This window comes from Campylobacter sp. FU_497, assembly GCF_025772425.1.
GTDB lineage: Bacteria > Campylobacterota > Campylobacteria > Campylobacterales > Campylobacteraceae > Campylobacter_D > Campylobacter_D lari_C.
In genome coordinates this window covers 116,624-133,337 of sequence record NZ_JAKMSC010000002.1, presented here as the reverse complement: position 1 = coordinate 133,337, position 16,714 = coordinate 116,624, and the positions used below count along the sequence as shown (strand labels likewise).

Below are 16,714 nucleotides of genomic sequence, written 5' to 3'. Positions count from 1 at the left end.
AATGGCTTTGGCCATAGCACCAAGCTCATCATTTGTTTTAACATCTATCATAGCTGAATCTTTGGTTTTATGATTGATAAAATCAAAGAAAGAGTTGATACCTTTTTGGATTGCTTGTAAAGGGGATAGTAATTTTGATGAAAAAAAGTAAATAGCAAAACATGAAATAAACAATATAATAATAGAAAAAATAATTTGCTTATATGCGTCTTTTAAAACCAACATTTCCAACTCATCTTGCTTTTGAGTTGCACAAGCAATATAGCTTACTTTAGCTTTTGAATTATCTATATTAGCGCAAATTCCAAATCTTTCTTCTTGTGTATCAACGCTTATATATTCAAATGTTTTATAATCTCCAAATTGTTGATGATATTTTTTTATCTCTTCTATACTTGGATGTTGGGTTAAGATTAATGATTTATTATTTGATGCAAAAGGAATAGAGCTTGTTGTATCAAAAACAAAAACATTTCCTGGAAGTTTTTCAAAGGTCTTTTGCAAAGATGTTAGCAGTAAATCAACACCTAAAACACCTATCAACTTACCATTTTTCTTAATCGGGGTAGAATAAGTAAAACTAGGTAATTTTGTAACAGAATCTTCATAGACATCACTTATAAACACTCCATCATTTGCAATAGCCCCTTTATACCAGTCTCTAGAAGTAGCATCGTAACTTGGATCATCATAAGAAGAAATTCCACCACCTCTTTTTCTAAAATTAACCCCCTTTTTATCAGAAACAGTATCGCTTACAAGCATAGTTCCATCGGGAAAACCAACATAGACAGCTAAAGTATTTGATCCATCTTTAAAAATTTTTAAATCATCTCCTAGCATTTGCTCCATAGAATCAAAATTTAAAACTTGATTTTTTCCCAAAGAATCAATGTATTTTTTTATGGCAAGTAAAATATCTATATAGCCATCAACATATCCTTCTACTTGAGTTTCTGTGATCAATAAATAATCTTCATTCGCTTGTTTACTGTTTGAAATTAAATTATTTCTACTAGAAACAAATGCCATTATAGTGATTATTGATAAAGCTAAAAAGACAATAACACCAACAACAATGGACAATTTATTTTTCACACTCATTTGTGTATTTGCATTCATGTATCTCCTTTTTTGTATTTAAATTGAAGTATTTTTAGTAAATATATTTTATCAAAAAAATAATAAATTTTAATAAAAATTATATATTATGACAAAATATTTGTTTATTATTTAAAATAACACTCTGCTGGTTTAGTGAAGAAAAATTAGGCATATAAGCATAACCACTGATAGGATTTATAACAATGCATATATGCTCATTTTGGTTATTAGATAATCTTATAATGCAATCATTATTAAAAGAAGCAAGTTTATCATAAGCACGTGTGGCATTTTTTAAAGGCGTATATAAACGGCCATAATCATCAAAAACTAAACGCGTACTTCCTTTACAAGCACCTTCAAATAAAACCTTAGATATACCATAAGTTTTTTCTATATTGTATTTTAAATTTGCTTTGAAATCATTTTGATTTATCACACCACTTTGACCTGAATTCATTAATATATCTGGATTAATAAGATCAACAGCTATTTCTCTGTCTTTATTGATCATATTTTTACCTATGTTTGCATTGCCATCGCCATTTTTATCTAAAAAAATGGTATAGGTTTGCTCGTTATTAGTGGCAGATTTTGAACGTATAAAATACAGTTGCCATTTGGCCTTAAACCACTCTCGTTTAGCAATGTTAAATTCTTTAACTCTAAAATCATTTTGCATTAAAGCTAAATGTCTTGTGTATTTAATATCATTTAAAACTTGCTCAGCTCCCAAACGCAAATAATCAGGCTTATAATAAACATAGGCCATAGAAAACAATAAAGATAATATAATACAAACAAAAACTAGTTCTATTAAAGTAAAAGCTTGTTTCATTTTATAGAATAATAAACTTTATGCTTACCCAAACTAACATAAATCTTGCTATTTTTTTTACTAGAATGAAGTTCTAACTTACCTTTGGAAATACCATAGAATTTAAGTCTTATGGTCAGTTCTTTATCTTGTGTAGTAATATGCGTGAGATTATGTTGTTTTAAATTTAGAGCTAGTTCTTTAGCTATGTGATAATCATAGGCAAAATGTTTTTTGGGATCTTTTAATAAATAATAAAAACTTTGATTAAAAATGATACCAAGATAAAAAAATAGTAAAAAAACTAAAGAACATTCTATAAAAATTTTATGTTTTAAGCGCAATTGCGGCATTCTTGAACGATAAGAAGACATTAAATAACGAATCAACAAAGGAGTACAAACCACACAAAAAGGTAAAAAATCTTCTAAAAAAAGTCTTTGTCTTATAGAAAAAATCAAACAAAAAACAAAAGTGCTTGCACTAATAAACCATAAAAGTGGTTTATCATCTTGTAAAAGAATTCTATAAACAACATAAAAAAAATAAAGAAAAATCAAAGGAGAAAAACAAGCTGCAAAAATACCCAAAGTATCCAAAAAATATCCCTTAGGTTTTCCACTTGTATCAAACCCATAAACACTCATTGCAATAGCAAATAAAATCAAAGAACATGTAATAAGTAATTTATCTTTTTTATAAATTGCATAGAAGAAAAAAGACAAGTATAAAATTGCAAAATTTCCATCTACAAAAAGAACTAAAACTAATAAAATATAAAATAAAAATATTTTCTTATATTCAAATAATACTAAAATTAAAAGTGTGAAAAATATCACAACGCTTGATTCATTAATAAGTAAAGCACTAGCTACACTACCAGGGAGTAATATAAAAAGAACCACAGAAATAAAGGCATCAAAAGAAGTTTTGGTGTATTTTAAAGCTAAAATGTATAATAAAACACAACTTAAAGAGTGCAATAAAACAAAAGGAAGTCTTAATCCAAAGTCATTTTGACCTAAAAGAGTGGTGCCAAACCTAGCGATTATAGCAATTAAGCTATGATCATAAAAATAAATTTGTGCTTCGTTGTAGCTTATAGATAAAGTGCTTATGCCATACAATAAAGCACAAAAATCAAAAAATAAAACGGCTAGCAAATACCTTTTCATTTTTGATTAGTCAAGTTTTACAGGACCATTACTTGCATGAGATTGTAAAAATCTTAAAATTCTATCTTTTTCTGCGTCAGTAATTTTTGCAAAACCTTGCATAGCAGATAAGTATGCGTCCCATTCTTCCATTAAATGTTCTTTTGGTTTATGCGCTGCGTGACAACTTGTACAAGTATCATAATAAGTTAATTCTATCTCATCCCAGGCAAGAATTTCTTGATCGGTTAAATCTTTGCTTTTAACTAAAAATTCCATTTCATTGCTTGCATTTTTAGCATTTAAAGTAAGTAAAAGATAAATTCCATCTTTGGTATAAGCAAGGCTTTTTGGATTTGACTCCACAACCTCGCCTTTAACTTTGATTAAAGAATATTCACCCTCTTCTTTTACAAGCTCTACTTTAGAGCCTTCATAAATTTGTCCTACTACTTTTTTACTAGCACTATCTAAAAGATCTACTTTTTCATTAAAAATAAACATATCTTTAGCAAATAAAGCACTAGCTAAAAAAGTCAATACTAATATAATCTTCTTCATTATTAAGCTCCTATAATTTCTGGTGGCGTAGTTGAGTTATAAGGTTTTATAACTTCTTTTAGTTTTTTAATGCCCACTAGACAAGTATTTACACTAGTTGCTTGAGCCATAGTTGAAGTTGGTCTTGAGCTTGTTAAAACATTTACATGACCTGCATTACATCTTGGCTTACTATCACTTACATCTTCAGGATCATACCAAGCACCCTCTTGAATACTAATAACCCCTTCCATAATATTATCTGCTACAAAAGCACCTGCCAAAAGCGATCCACGATCGTTATATACTTCTACAACTTCCCCATGAGTAATACCAAGTTTTTTAGCATCATTTGTATTTATCATCACAGGCTCTCTACCTTGAATTTTATACAAATCTCTCACCCAGGTATTATCAAGTTGAGAATGCACTCTATATCTTGGGTGTGGGCTTACTAAATGGAAAGGATATTTTTTAACTAATTTTTCATTACCTAGCCACTCAGCTGGTTCAAACCAAGTTGGATGTGCTTTAAAGTCTTCTAAGTTGTATTTTTCAAATTTTGGAGAATAAATTTGGATTTTTCCACTTTCTGTTGCAAGTTTATTTGCCACAGGATCAGCTCTAAATTCAGAGTGTCTTACGAAATTATAGGCTTCTTTTGGAGTTTCAAAATGAATAAAACCTTGTTTCCAAAAATTAGCAAATTCCATATAATAAGGACAATCACTTCTACCATAAAAACCTTCAAGCCATTGTTGTTTAGTTTTACCACCGGTGAATTTTTTATGTTCTCTTTCGCCTATTCTTTTTGCTAATTCTTCAAAAATATCATAGTCATTTCTACTTTCAAAATAAGGCTCAATTACTTTTTTCATAGCATAAACATAATCTTGAGAATAAGAACCACCAAAACTAATATCATCTCTTTCTAAAGTTGTAGTTGAAGGTAATACAATATCAGCCATTTTTGCCATAGGTGTCCACCAAGGCTCATGTACGATTAATGTATCAAGTGTTCTTAAAGCCTTAATAAGCTCATTTGTGTCTGGATGATGGCCTAATACAGAAGCACCCACTACATACATCATTTTGATTTTTGGATAGGTGATTTCTTTGCCTTTAAATTTAACTGTTTTACCTGGATTTAAAATTGCCTCTGAAACTCTACTTGCAGGGATATTAGTATCAAGATTATTTTTACCTTGTGGTAAGCCTACCGGTAATCTTACACCTGAAAATGCTTGTCCACCACCTGAATAATGCATAGAAAAACCAAATCCACCACCAGGTAGACCTACTTGACCTATCATAGAAGCTAAAACCATTAAAGTCCAATCAGCCTGCTCACCATGATGCGCTCTTTGCATAGCCCAGTTACCTGCTAAGAAAGTTCTATTTTTCACAAAAGTATCTGCTAATGCGGTAATAACTTTTTCTTCAACACCGGTAATATTTGCAGCCCAAGCTGGAGTTTTATCAATACCATCAGTTTTTCCAAGTAAATAAGGTAAGAATTTGTCAAAACCATCAGTATATTTTTCAATGAATTTTTTATCGTATTTTCCACTTTTATATAAATAATTCATCATACCAAGCATTAAAGCTACATCGGTATTTGGACGAATTTTAATCCACTGGGCATTTAAAATTTCTGCTGTTTGAGTGTATTGAGGATCAATAGTAATAAATTTGATATTTGATTTGCTGTATTTTTTATAATACTCATCATTACCACGGTTTGCAACTTTAAAGTCAATTTGGTTACATTTATAAAGATCAGCTCCCCATAAAACATAAACTTGAGTATTTTCTAAAATAACTTCATGAGAAGTTTGTAAAGAATAAACCTCTAAATCCCCTACTATACTAGCATTAACCTTACCAGCAGCTCCATTACTATACTCTCCATCAGTGCCGATGTGACCACCTAAAGCAGTATTAAAAAATCTTCCTGCTACTGAGTTACAATTGTGCAATAAACCTACATGCCCCCAAGCACCATAACTTGCATTAAATAAATTTTCAATAGGAGTTTCTTTTAATTTTTGCAATACAAGCTCTAAAGCTTTTTCCCAACTTACTCTTACAAAAGGCTCTTTACCTCTTAATTTAGGTCTTTTCTTTCCTTCTAAAAAACTTTTTCTAACACAAGGATATTTTACCCTAGTATCTGAATAAGTTCTATCAATGATAGCATCAGTGATAATAGAAGGATGTTTGTCAGATTGTTGTGGTGTAACTTTTACAAGTTTTCCCTCTGAATTTACTTCAGCCCAAAAAGCACCAAAGTGAGTTGCGTGAGGAATTTTTTTAGTATCATAAAATTTAGTTCCCTCGCTTGCAGCCATTAAAGGATTAACCGAAGCAATCGCTGAAGTAGCAGCAAGTCCTTTTAGAAATTTTCTTCTTGTTAAACTCATAAGACATCCTTTCTTAACAAAATAAAGTCAAAATAATATTATAACATTTGTATTTGATTTAAAGCTAAATTTTAATACTCCAAAAAAAGTCAATCCATTCTTTAGCTTCTTTTATATAAAACTCAGGGATTAGTAATGCTGAAGGTTTATAAAAAACACTTGCTACTTTGAGTTCTAAATGAGGATATTTTTTCATTAAAACTCTTTTGATTTCTATCATAGTTTCACCACTATCTATAATATCATCTACCAAAAGAACTTTTTTATATGAACTAAGATCAGGGATATTAAAAATTTTAATCGTATCTAACTTTTGGGTATCTTCATAGTGAATAGAATTTAAAGAAAATAAATTTCTATTACCCATACCTTCTGCTAAAAAATGACCTAAAGTCATACCACCTCTTGCAATGGCAAGTAATACATCAGGATTAAATTCTTCCTTAATTTTGCGTGTAAAAGGAATAATTTCTTTTTGAAATTCTTCATAAGCATAATAATACATAATCACTTCCTATAAAAATTGTAATAAAAATACTAGCAATGAAATCGCACTTAATACAATAATACCAAGATTAATTTTATCAAATTCTTTTTGCATAATACGCATAAATAAATACGCAATAAATCCAAAAGCAAAACCTGTAGTAATAGAGTAAGTCAGTGGCATCATAATAATAATAAAAAATGCACTCACTGCTATAGCTTTATCTTTAAAATTAATATTTGCAACTTCCATAAACATCAAAACTCCAACAAGCACCAAAATAGGATAAATAGAATTTGCAGGAATAGCTTTAAACACCGGCAGTAAAAATAAAGTAAAAATAAAGCATATAGCAGTAACTAAAGCTGTAAGCCCTGTTCTACCTCCTGCTTCTACCCCTGCTGAGCTTTCCACAAAAGCAGTTACAGTAGAAGTTCCAATAACAGCCCCCATAGCCGAACTAGCAGCATCAGCACCTAAGGTTTTACCTAATTTTTTCTCACCTTGTTTTGGATCATCAAAGATTTTTCCTCTTGAGCCTACACCTGTGATTGTACCCACACTATCAAAAAGCTGAGTAACAAAAAAAGTAAGTACTATAGGAATCATACTAAGCTCTAAAGCTCCTTTAATATCAAGCTTACCAAATATAGCGCTTAAACCATTATCTCCGCTAATAACTGGTAAAGATAAAAGTTGCTCTGGAAACCTAGCTCCATCAATACCAAAAATCCAAGCACATAAAGCACTTACAAAAACAGCTAAGATAAACGCAGCTTTAATCCTCCAAGCCCAAAAAACAAAAACTAAAAATAAACCAAATAATCCAAAAAGTACTTTAGTGTTTGAGAAATCACCCAAACCTACTAAGGTTGCTTCGCTTTTAGTGATAATCCCCATTTGCACAAGCCCCATAAAAGCTATAAAGGTTCCAATACCTGCTGATATAGCTTTTCTTAAATCATTTGGTATGCTTTTTATTACCCAAATCCTAAAATTAGTAAAAGATAATAAAGTAAAAATAACACCCGATAAAAACACAGCTCCCAAAGCGCTTTGCCAAGGAATTTGATAGGTATTGCACACACTAAAAGTAAAATACGCATTTAGCCCCATACCCACACTCATAGCCACAGGAGTATTAGAGAAAAAAGCACTAAAAGTAGTAGCTATAATAGTCACTAAAGCAGTTGCAACAATTAAAGCTTCTAGTGGCATACCTGAATTACTCATAATATTTGCATTAACTGGTATAATATAAATCATTGCTAAAAAAGTAGCAACACCTGCATAAATTTCAGTTTTTACATCACTATTATGCTCTTTAAGTTTAAAAAAATCCATTTTTATCCTTAATAAGTTTTTAATTCATTATACAAACTATCACGTTCTATCGCTATATAACCTGAGCTTTGAATCATTTCTATAAAAGTTTTTAAACTCAAGCCATTTGAACTTTTTGCCCCACCTGCACTTTGTATACTTTCTTTTTCTATAGTACCATCTAAATCATTTGCACCAAAATCTTGAGCTACCATAGCTAAATTTATACCCATGGTTGCCCAGTATGCTTTGATATTTTTAATATTATCAAGCACTATTCTTGCTATAGCTAAAGTTTTTAAAATTTCCACCGAGCCAAGTGGCTTTTTACCTGTAATAAAACTATTATCTTGTTGCCAAACTAAAGGAATAAAAGCATTAAACCCACTTGTTTGATCTTGGAGATTTCTTAATCTTATCATGTGATTAATTCTATTTTCTCTACTTTCTATATGCCCAAATAACATAGTAGCATTACTTTGTTTGCCTTTTTCATGCCAAAGTTTGTGAATTTTCAACCAATTTTCACTACTTACTTTACCATGACAAATTTTTTTTCTAACTTCCTCATCAAAAATTTCAGCCCCACCACCTGGCATAGAATCAACGCCATATTCAAGCATTTTTTCTATCACTTCTTCATAGCTCATATTAAAAGCCCTACTTAAAAAATCAATCTCAGCAGCAGTTAGGGCTTTAATATGTAAAAATGGATATTTTTCTTTAATCATTTTAAAAATTTCCAAATACCACTGCCATGAAGTGTTTTTATTGTGTGCTGAAACAATATGAATTTCTTTGGTATCTCTTAAAACTGTTTCATCGACTATTTTCATTATCTCTTCGTGCGACATAGTGTAAGGATTAGGATTTTTCCTATGTGCTGAAAAAGCACAAAATTTACAAGTATCAGCACATATATTTGTAGGATTAATATGGCGATTAATATTAAAATAAACCTTTTTACCATGCAAATTAGTTCGAATTCTTTGTGCATATTTGCCTAAAGTAAAAAGCTCTAAATCCCAAAGTTTATTAGCTTCTTCTTCATTTAATCTTTCTTGTTTTTCTAGTTTTTCTATAATTGTTTGCATATTCTTACCATTTTTTAATTTTAAATTACAATTATAGTTTCTACTTACTTAAAATTTAATACAAAGTATTTTTGGTATGATATTAAAAATCAAAATAAAGGGATTATTATCAAAAATGAATATGCAAAAAATTCAAAAATTAAAAAATTCTTTAAAAGATTATGAAGCTTATTGCTCCAGACTTTTTTTAAAACAAGGCTCGTTTAGTTTTTACCACTCTAAAGAAATTGATCGTTTTATAGAAGATGTTTACGAGCTTGTTTTGAATGATTTTTTCGATGATTATTTTCCACATAATGATAAATTCCCTTTTTGTATTATCGCTATTAAACAATATGCTAAAATGAATTTAAGTATAAAAGAAAATGTTGATTTATTACTTATTTATAAAGATATAAAAGCTTATAATATCAAGCCTTTAATGAAAGCATTTATTACTTCTTTAAATGATATTAATTTAAATATCAATTATCAAATTTGTGAAATAAATGGACTTTACAATATAGCCAAAAATGAGCTAAAACAAAATATTTTACAATATCGTTATATTTGCGGTTCTAAAATTTTATTCAAACAAATCAAAGAAAAAATTTCTCAAGCTCAAGATGAGTTAAAAGAAGAATTTGCTTTGAAAATCTTGCAAGAATTTAACCCATATCATCAACCTTTAATCAAGCAAGAATTTGACATTAATAAAAATTTTGGTGGTTTAGATAAGCAACTTGATATAGAAAACTTAAGTATATTATTTAAAGATTCTCCTAAAAATTATATGCTTAATTTTATCAACGAAAAAGAATTAAGTGAATTTAAACTTGCAAGTGATTTTTTATTTTCACTTAAATGCGCAATGAATCTTTTAGAAGGTAAAAATACTAATTTATTTTTAATACAAAATTCACAAGAACTTGCTAACTTAATGCAAAAGAAAGAAAAGAAAAATTTAGATCTTAAATCCATACTTATTCAAAAAGCTATGCAATGTATGCAAACTTGTGGAATTTATACGCAATTTTTAGCAAGGTGTATTCAAGAAAAACACTATAAAGATAATGAACTTTATGAAACACAAGATAGCTTTTTTACTTATTCTAACAAAAGTGAAAACCTAAGCTTGATATTAAATCAACTTTTAAAATTAGATGATAAAGATTATAATTTTGATATCAAACTCATTTTTGCATTAAAAAGAGCCGAAAATAAAGATGAAAATTTAGAATTATTCAAGAAAATTTTAGAAAGAAAGCATTCTTTTGCTCTTTTAAAACTTCTTGCCGATGCTAATATTTTAAAAGATTTTTGCAAACCTCTTACTCAAAGTAAATTTTTACTCGAAGAAGAAGGTGTTTATAGCGCATTAGATAGAGCATTACTTTGCTTAAAATGCTTTGAAGAAAAAGATTATGATTTTGATGAAAATACACTTTTAATAATAAAACTCACCATACTTTTAAGTGCTATTCATGAAGAAAATGAAATTTCTTTAGCAAATATTTACAGGGCTTATGTAGGAAAATTCCAAGTTGATAATGAACTTTTAGATTTTGGCTTAAGATTGTATAAAAATTTTAACGCTTTTAAAGACATTATAGAAAAAGAAGATATTTATAATTCTACTATTGTTTTAAATTTTATTTCCAAATTAAATGATATAAATACCTTAAAAACCTTACATCTTTTATCTTTTTGCAATGCTAAAGCTTTAGGTATAGAAAATCATTTTTATTATAAAAGTTTAGAAAGATTGTTTCAAAATGCGCTAGAAGGCTTTGAGGATGAAAATTTAATTGATGAGAGCCAAAGAAGAGTAAAAAAAGAACAAACTCTAAAAAGAAGTAAGGCTTTTTTAGATCTTGATGAGCAAACTCAAGATAATATCACTCATATTAAATCTAATCTCTTTTTTATAAAAAATAGTTTTGAAAAAATCATTAAAATAGCACAAATTGCACAAAAAGAAAATTTTACTTTTTGGCTTGATAATCAAGATAATTTTACCCTAGAGCTTATAATGAATAGAAAAAACAATCTTGAAAATATACTCAATACTTTAAGTTCTTTGAATTTAATTTTTATGAGTTTTTTTGAATTATTTGATGAAAAAGTTTATTTGAAATTTGAATATTCAGATATAGTAAGCGATACTCAAAAACAAAGTTTAGAAAATTTACTAAATTCTAAATTGCATTTAAAAGTACAAAAAAAGGCAAAAAAACCAAACATTAAAAAAGATGAATTAAAATTAGACATGAATTATTCCAAAAGCTATGCCAAAATAACCTTAAACACAAAAGATCAAAAAGGTTTAATGGCTTATGTGATGGATGTGCTTGTAAGATATGATATTATCTTAAGCGCAGCAAAAATTCAAACCATAAAAGAAAGAACGCGAAATGTTTTGATTTTGCATAAAAATGAAAGCTTGCAAGATCATAAAGATCAAATTCTTAAATCACTAATAAGCGAGTAAAAGATGTGTGGAATAGTAGGTTATATAGGAACTAAAGAAAAGAAAAAAATCATATTAGAAGGCCTAAAAGAGCTTGAGTATAGAGGTTATGATAGTGCTGGTATAGCAGTAATGAAAGATGGGGAATTAGACTTTTTTAAAGCGGTTGGAAAATTAGAAAATTTAGCTAATAAAACTGCTAATTTTAATAGTGATGGCTTTGGGCTTGCTATAGGTCATACGCGTTGGGCAACCCATGGAAAACCAACTGAAATAAATGCTCATCCACATTTAGGACAATACTCTTGTGTAATACATAATGGAATCATAGAAAATTACCAAGAATTAAAAACAAAACTCACACAAGAAGGTATTAATTTTCTAAGTCAAACCGATACTGAAGTTATTGTACATTTATTTGAATACTATGCAAGTAATTTAGGACCATTTGAAGCTTTTAAAAAGACTATAGCTGAGCTAAAAGGTGCTTTTGCAATTTTACTTGTGAGTAAAAAAGATCCGAATACAATTTATTTTGCCAAAAATGCAGTGCCACTCATCATCGGAAAAAATGGCAATGAAAATGAATATTATTTTGCATCAAGTGATGCGCCTTTAGTTTCTTTAGTGGATAAAGTAGCTTATCTTGAAGATGGAGATTATGGATATGTGAATTTAAACGAATGCAAAATTTGCCATGATCAAGCTTGCATACAACCTACTTTTGTAGCTTTAAGTCAAGATAAAAGTTATGCTCAAAAAGATGGTTATAGATTTTTCATGGAAAAAGAAATTTATGAGCAAAGTAGAGTTTTAGGTGAAGTTTTAATGGGACGCTTGCAAGGTGAGCAGATTGTTTTTGAAGATATAGATGAAACTCTTTTACAAAACATAGATGAAATTACACTTTGTGCTTGTGGCACAAGCTATCATGCGGCATTAAGTGGGGCTTATTTACTTGAAAGACTTGCAAAGATTAAAACTAAAGTTGAAGTAGCAAGTGAATTTAGATACAGAGAAGCCATTATAGGTAAAAATACTCTTTTTATAGTAATCTCTCAAAGCGGTGAAACAGCTGATACACTTGAAGCTTTAAAAATAGCAAAAGCACAAGGAGTTAAAACTTTAGCAATATGTAATGTGGATAATTCTAATATCGTGCGTTTGGCTGATATATCATTACTTACTAGAGCGGGCATTGAAAAAGGTGTGGCTTCAACTAAAGCTTTTGCTACTCAAGTAGCTACTTTATGGATGCTTGCAATCTATCTTGCACAAAAAGCAAATTTAGATATGAGTAAAGAAATCAAAGCTTTAAGAAGCTTGCCAAGTATAGTTAAAGTTGAACAAAACTTACATGAAAAAGTGCATAGAATTTCAAAAAGATACCTACATGGCCACGGCTTTTTCTTTATAGGAAGAGATGTATTTTATCCACTAGCATTAGAAGGGGCTTTAAAATTAAAGGAAATTTCATACTTACATGCTGAAGGCTATCCGGCAGGTGAAATGAAACATGGACCCATTGCTCTAGCAGATAGTGAGCTTTTTACCGTTGCATTAATGCCGCAAAATTGTCTTTATGAAAAAACCAAATCAAATGTAGAAGAATTAGCTGCAAGGGATTCTACTTTACTTGCTATTTCTCCACTTGATTTTGATTTAAGTGATGATTTTATAAGAACTTCAAAACAAGAACACTATATGTGTGAATTTTTTGAAATGATGGTGATCTTACAGCTTCTTGCTTTAGAAGTTTCTATAAGACTTGGCAATGATGTGGATATGCCAAGAAATCTAGCAAAAAGTGTTACCGTAGAATAAATATTTTGTGTAGTTTTTAAAAAAACTACACTTTTTTTCAAAAATTTTATAAATACTTCTTAAATTATAAGCAAACTTTAGGGTTTATTTGGCTTAAATATCATATCTTATTTTATTACAAGGAAAAGCCATGGAATATAGAATCGAACACGATACTATGGGAGAGATTAAAGTTCCTAATGACAAATATTGGGGTGCGCAAACTGAAAGAAGTTTTGAAAATTTTAAAATTGGTTGCGAAAAAATGCCAAAAGTTTTAATTTATGCTTTTGCAAATCTTAAAAAATCTTTGGCTTTAGTAAATAACAAACTTGGCAAATTAGATGATGCTAAAAAAGATGCTATTGTGCAAGCTTGCGATGAAATTGTAGCAGGAAAATTTGACGATAATTTCCCACTAGCAATATGGCAAACAGGTTCAGGCACACAAAGCAATATGAATATGAATGAAGTTATAGCAAATCGTGCTACTGAAATTATGGGTGGAGATTTTAGAAAAGAAAAACTTGTTCATCCTAATGATCATGTAAATATGAGCCAAAGCTCAAATGATACTTTTCCAACTACTATGAGTATAGTTTCAGTAGAGCAAGTAGAAAAAAAACTTATCCCTGCTTTAGATGAGCTTATTGCAACTTTTGAAAAAAAAGTAAAAGAATTTGAAGGAATTATTAAAATAGGAAGAACTCACCTTCAAGATGCTACACCACTTACCCTTGCTCAAGAATTTAGTGGATATCTTTCTATGTTACTTCACTCAAAAGAGCAAATCATCGCTTCTTTACCTACATTAAGAGAGCTTGCGATAGGCGGGACAGCTGTTGGTACAGGATTGAATGCGCATCCAGAACTTAGTGAAAAAGTAAGTGAAGAACTAAGCAAGCTTTTAGGTACTAAATTTGTTTCAAGTCCAAATAAATTCCATGCACTAACAAGCCATGATGCTATTAATTTTACTCATGGAGCTATGAAAGGCTTAGCTGCAAATTTAATGAAAATAGCAAATGATATTAGATGGTTAGCAAGTGGCCCTAGATGTGGTCTTGGAGAGTTAAACATACCTGAGAACGAACCAGGAAGTTCTATCATGCCAGGTAAGGTTAATCCTACTCAATGTGAGGCTTTAACTATGGTTGCAGTGCAAGTTATGGGAAATGATGCAGCTATTGGTTTTGCAGCAAGCCAAGGAAATTTCGAGCTTAATGTTTTTAAACCTGTGATTATTTATAATTTTTTACAAAGCCTTGATTTATTAGCTGATGCTATGCATTCATTTAATATCCACTGTGCTGTTGGTATAGAACCAAATAAAGAAAAAATAGATCATAATTTACATAACTCTTTAATGCTAGTGACTGCATTAAACCCACACATTGGCTATGAAAATGCAGCTAAAGTAGCAAAAAATGCTCACAAAAAAGGTATTTCTTTAAAAGAAAGTGCTATGGAGCTTGGCTTGGTAAGTGAAGAAGACTTTGCTAAATTTGTAGATCCTACAAAAATGATAGGACCAAAAAAATAATCAAAAGACTAGGAATAATCCTAGTCTTTTCTTAAGGGTTAGTATGATTTATGAAAATGATTATTTATTTATAGAAAAAGAAAATTCTCAAATTCCTTGGGTGAAAATTTTTACTAAAGAAAATTACAGAGAATTAAGTGATTGCCCAGCCTTTTTGCAAAATATGCTTTTTCAATATGTTTTAGCTTGTGAATTAAGCCTTAGAGAGTACTATAACCCAGAAAAAATCAACATAGCTTCCTTTGCAAACTATGTACCAAGAGTGCATTTTCATGTTATGGCACGTTTTAAAGAAGATGGGTTTTTTCCTGAATGCATGTGGGGAAAACAGCAAAGAGAAATTAAGGATTTAAATTTACCTGACTTTGAAGGATTTATATCAATTTTACTTAACAAAATAAAAAATATTCATGTTTAAAAAATTTATTAATTCTAGCTATCTAGCTTTATTGAATCATCCACTTGGAGTTATTTTTTATTTATGTTTTTGGTTTTTTGTAGCATTTTTTTTATGATTCATACCAAACTAGTATTTTTTTACTTTTAACCCTATTTATAATTTTTTGTGAAACATTCACTGAATCAAAAAGCAATTTAATACAAAATTATAAAAGTTTGAAAAATTTATGGGTTGGATTTTTTGGGCTAATTTTTTATATATTTTTAAATTTTATTTTTAAAGATGGTATAGAAAATTATTTAATATTTTTTACTAATAATTCTTTGTATATTTCCTTAACAACAGCTCTTATAGCTTTAGTATGTGCAAGAAAATTATATAATTTTAATTATTTTCATCATTTTTTAGCTGCCATTTCTTTTAGTATAAGCTTTTGGTTCATTTTTGGTATATTTTTGGCTATATTTTATGGTTCATTTGATTTTTTATTTGATATTTCTTCAAGCATGTTAGATTCTTGTGTTTTATCATTATGGCTTTGTAGTGCTGGAATTTTTTCTTTATTTTTACTTGGCAATTTTACTTCATACAATTTTCATAAAATTTTTGTTTTTATACTAAATACTTTTAGTGTTTTATATATTATTATGCTTTTTGCTTATGGTTTAGGGGCGTTATTTAGTCTTTTAGAAAATCTTAGTATAGTTCATTTATGTCTTTGGTTTGGTAGTTTTTTATTAATTAATCTTTGGATAAATTTATCTTTTTATAAAATCAAAAAATCATTACTTTATGCCTTTTTTATTGTGGTACTATCACTAAATATTTTCGTATTTTATGCTATTATAATTAGAATTACACAATATGGCTTTACGCCAGAACGCTTAGCAGTATTAGCTTTAAATTTATGGCTATTGATAGCAAATTATCTAAGCGTGTTTAAACAAAAAATAGCATTAAAATTTTCTTTTTATCTACTTGCACTTATGGCACTATTTTTAGGATTTTTTGCAAATTACATAAGCTTTTCTTCACAAAAATATCAATTGCAAAAATTAGAAAACTCTATACATTCTTTAAATCTTGACTATATTCAAAGCAGGCAATATTATAATCAAATTAAAAGTATCAAAAACACTTTGCACAATCTTAATAAAAATTATAACAACAATTATAGTTTTGATGATTTTTTAAAAACTTATAATTTAACTCATTTAAAACCACAAAAGATAGAATTTCACAATATGTCCAAAAAATTTCATCCAAAATACTCCAAATTAAAAGAAAATTATGATGAAGTATTATTTGATTTTATTGCTGATTCAAGTGACTTTAAATATTTTATGAAAATTGATGATAATACCTTGTATTTTTTACTTCAAGAAAAAGAACTTTTAAAGCTTGAAAATTTTGACAAAATATTAAAAAACTACCAGGAAAATTCGCAATTAAGCTACAAACTTAACAATAACTCATCTTTGATTTTTATCCCTTTGGAGTTTGACATTAATATAAAAGGTCAAATAACTTTTTTCAAAACTCATATTTTCATTAAAAACAGCAAATAAATTATTTAA

The 16,714-nt window shown here is 28.9% G+C and carries 13 protein-coding genes; 5 read left to right on the top strand and 8 right to left on the bottom strand.

Features of this window, described 5'->3' with window-relative positions:
• The 8 genes from L8W68_RS02055 to mqnE form a co-directional block, all read right to left on the bottom strand.
• Positions 1-1,122, bottom strand: a 1,122-nt coding sequence (locus tag L8W68_RS02055; protein ID WP_263674824.1) for a cache domain-containing protein, incomplete at its 3' end; no start/stop codon positions are given.
• A 79-nt stretch (positions 1,123-1,201) separates the two neighbouring features.
• A complete protein-coding gene (locus L8W68_RS02050; protein WP_263674823.1) occupies positions 1,202-1,942 on the bottom strand; it encodes a Tfp pilus assembly protein FimT/FimU in 741 nt (246 codons plus the stop codon).
• Positions 1,939-3,096 carry a hypothetical protein gene (locus tag L8W68_RS02045; protein ID WP_263674822.1) on the bottom strand — a complete coding sequence of 386 codons (1,158 nt, stop codon included), beginning with the start codon at positions 3,094-3,096 and terminating at the stop codon, positions 1,939-1,941. Before L8W68_RS02045 ends, L8W68_RS02050 begins: the two co-directional genes overlap by 4 nt.
• A gap of 6 nt (positions 3,097-3,102) precedes the next feature.
• Positions 3,103-3,636, bottom strand: coding sequence for a hypothetical protein (locus L8W68_RS02040; RefSeq protein ID WP_263667033.1), 534 nt, complete (start codon positions 3,634-3,636; stop codon positions 3,103-3,105).
• A 2-nt stretch (positions 3,637-3,638) separates the two neighbouring features.
• Positions 3,639-6,038 carry a molybdopterin guanine dinucleotide-containing S/N-oxide reductase gene (locus tag L8W68_RS02035; RefSeq protein WP_263674821.1) on the bottom strand — a complete coding sequence of 800 codons (2,400 nt, stop codon included), beginning with the start codon at positions 6,036-6,038 and terminating at the stop codon, positions 3,639-3,641.
• 64 nt (positions 6,039-6,102) lie between these two features.
• Positions 6,103-6,543: a phosphoribosyltransferase gene (locus L8W68_RS02030; RefSeq protein ID WP_263674820.1), complete on the bottom strand. Its 441-nt coding sequence runs from the start codon at positions 6,541-6,543 to the stop codon at positions 6,103-6,105.
• Between the two features lie 9 nt (positions 6,544-6,552).
• Positions 6,553-7,869, bottom strand: a complete 1,317-nt coding sequence (locus L8W68_RS02025) for an NCS2 family permease (RefSeq protein WP_039628061.1) — start codon at positions 7,867-7,869, stop codon at positions 6,553-6,555.
• Positions 7,870-7,877: 8 nt separating this feature from the next.
• Entirely contained in the window at positions 7,878-8,942 is a 1,065-nt protein-coding gene (gene mqnE / locus L8W68_RS02020; protein ID WP_263674819.1) for an aminofutalosine synthase MqnE, read from the bottom strand.
• 115 nt (positions 8,943-9,057) lie between these two features.
• On the opposite strand from mqnE, the gene L8W68_RS02015 reads away from it, so the two are divergent.
• The 5 genes from L8W68_RS02015 (at position 9,058) to L8W68_RS01995 (ending at position 16,705) form a co-directional block, all read left to right on the top strand.
• Positions 9,058-11,412, top strand: coding sequence for a nucleotidyltransferase (locus tag L8W68_RS02015; protein ID WP_263674818.1), 2,355 nt, complete (start codon positions 9,058-9,060; stop codon positions 11,410-11,412).
• A 3-nt stretch (positions 11,413-11,415) separates the two neighbouring features.
• Entirely contained in the window at positions 11,416-13,215 is a 1,800-nt protein-coding gene (gene glmS / locus L8W68_RS02010; protein WP_263674817.1) for a glutamine--fructose-6-phosphate transaminase (isomerizing), read from the top strand.
• Positions 13,216-13,345: 130 nt separating this feature from the next.
• On the top strand, positions 13,346-14,737 hold the full coding sequence (fumC, locus tag L8W68_RS02005; RefSeq protein WP_263674816.1) for a class II fumarate hydratase: 1,392 nt from the start codon (positions 13,346-13,348) through the stop codon (positions 14,735-14,737).
• A gap of 43 nt (positions 14,738-14,780) precedes the next feature.
• The gene (locus tag L8W68_RS02000; RefSeq protein ID WP_263674815.1) at positions 14,781-15,155 is read left to right on the top strand and encodes an HIT family protein; all 375 of its coding nucleotides are present in this window, start codon (positions 14,781-14,783) and stop codon (positions 15,153-15,155) included.
• 305 nt (positions 15,156-15,460) lie between these two features.
• On the top strand, positions 15,461-16,705 hold the full coding sequence (locus L8W68_RS01995; protein WP_263674814.1) for a DUF4153 domain-containing protein: 1,245 nt from the start codon (positions 15,461-15,463) through the stop codon (positions 16,703-16,705).
• The last annotated feature ends 9 nt before the right edge of the window (positions 16,706-16,714 follow it).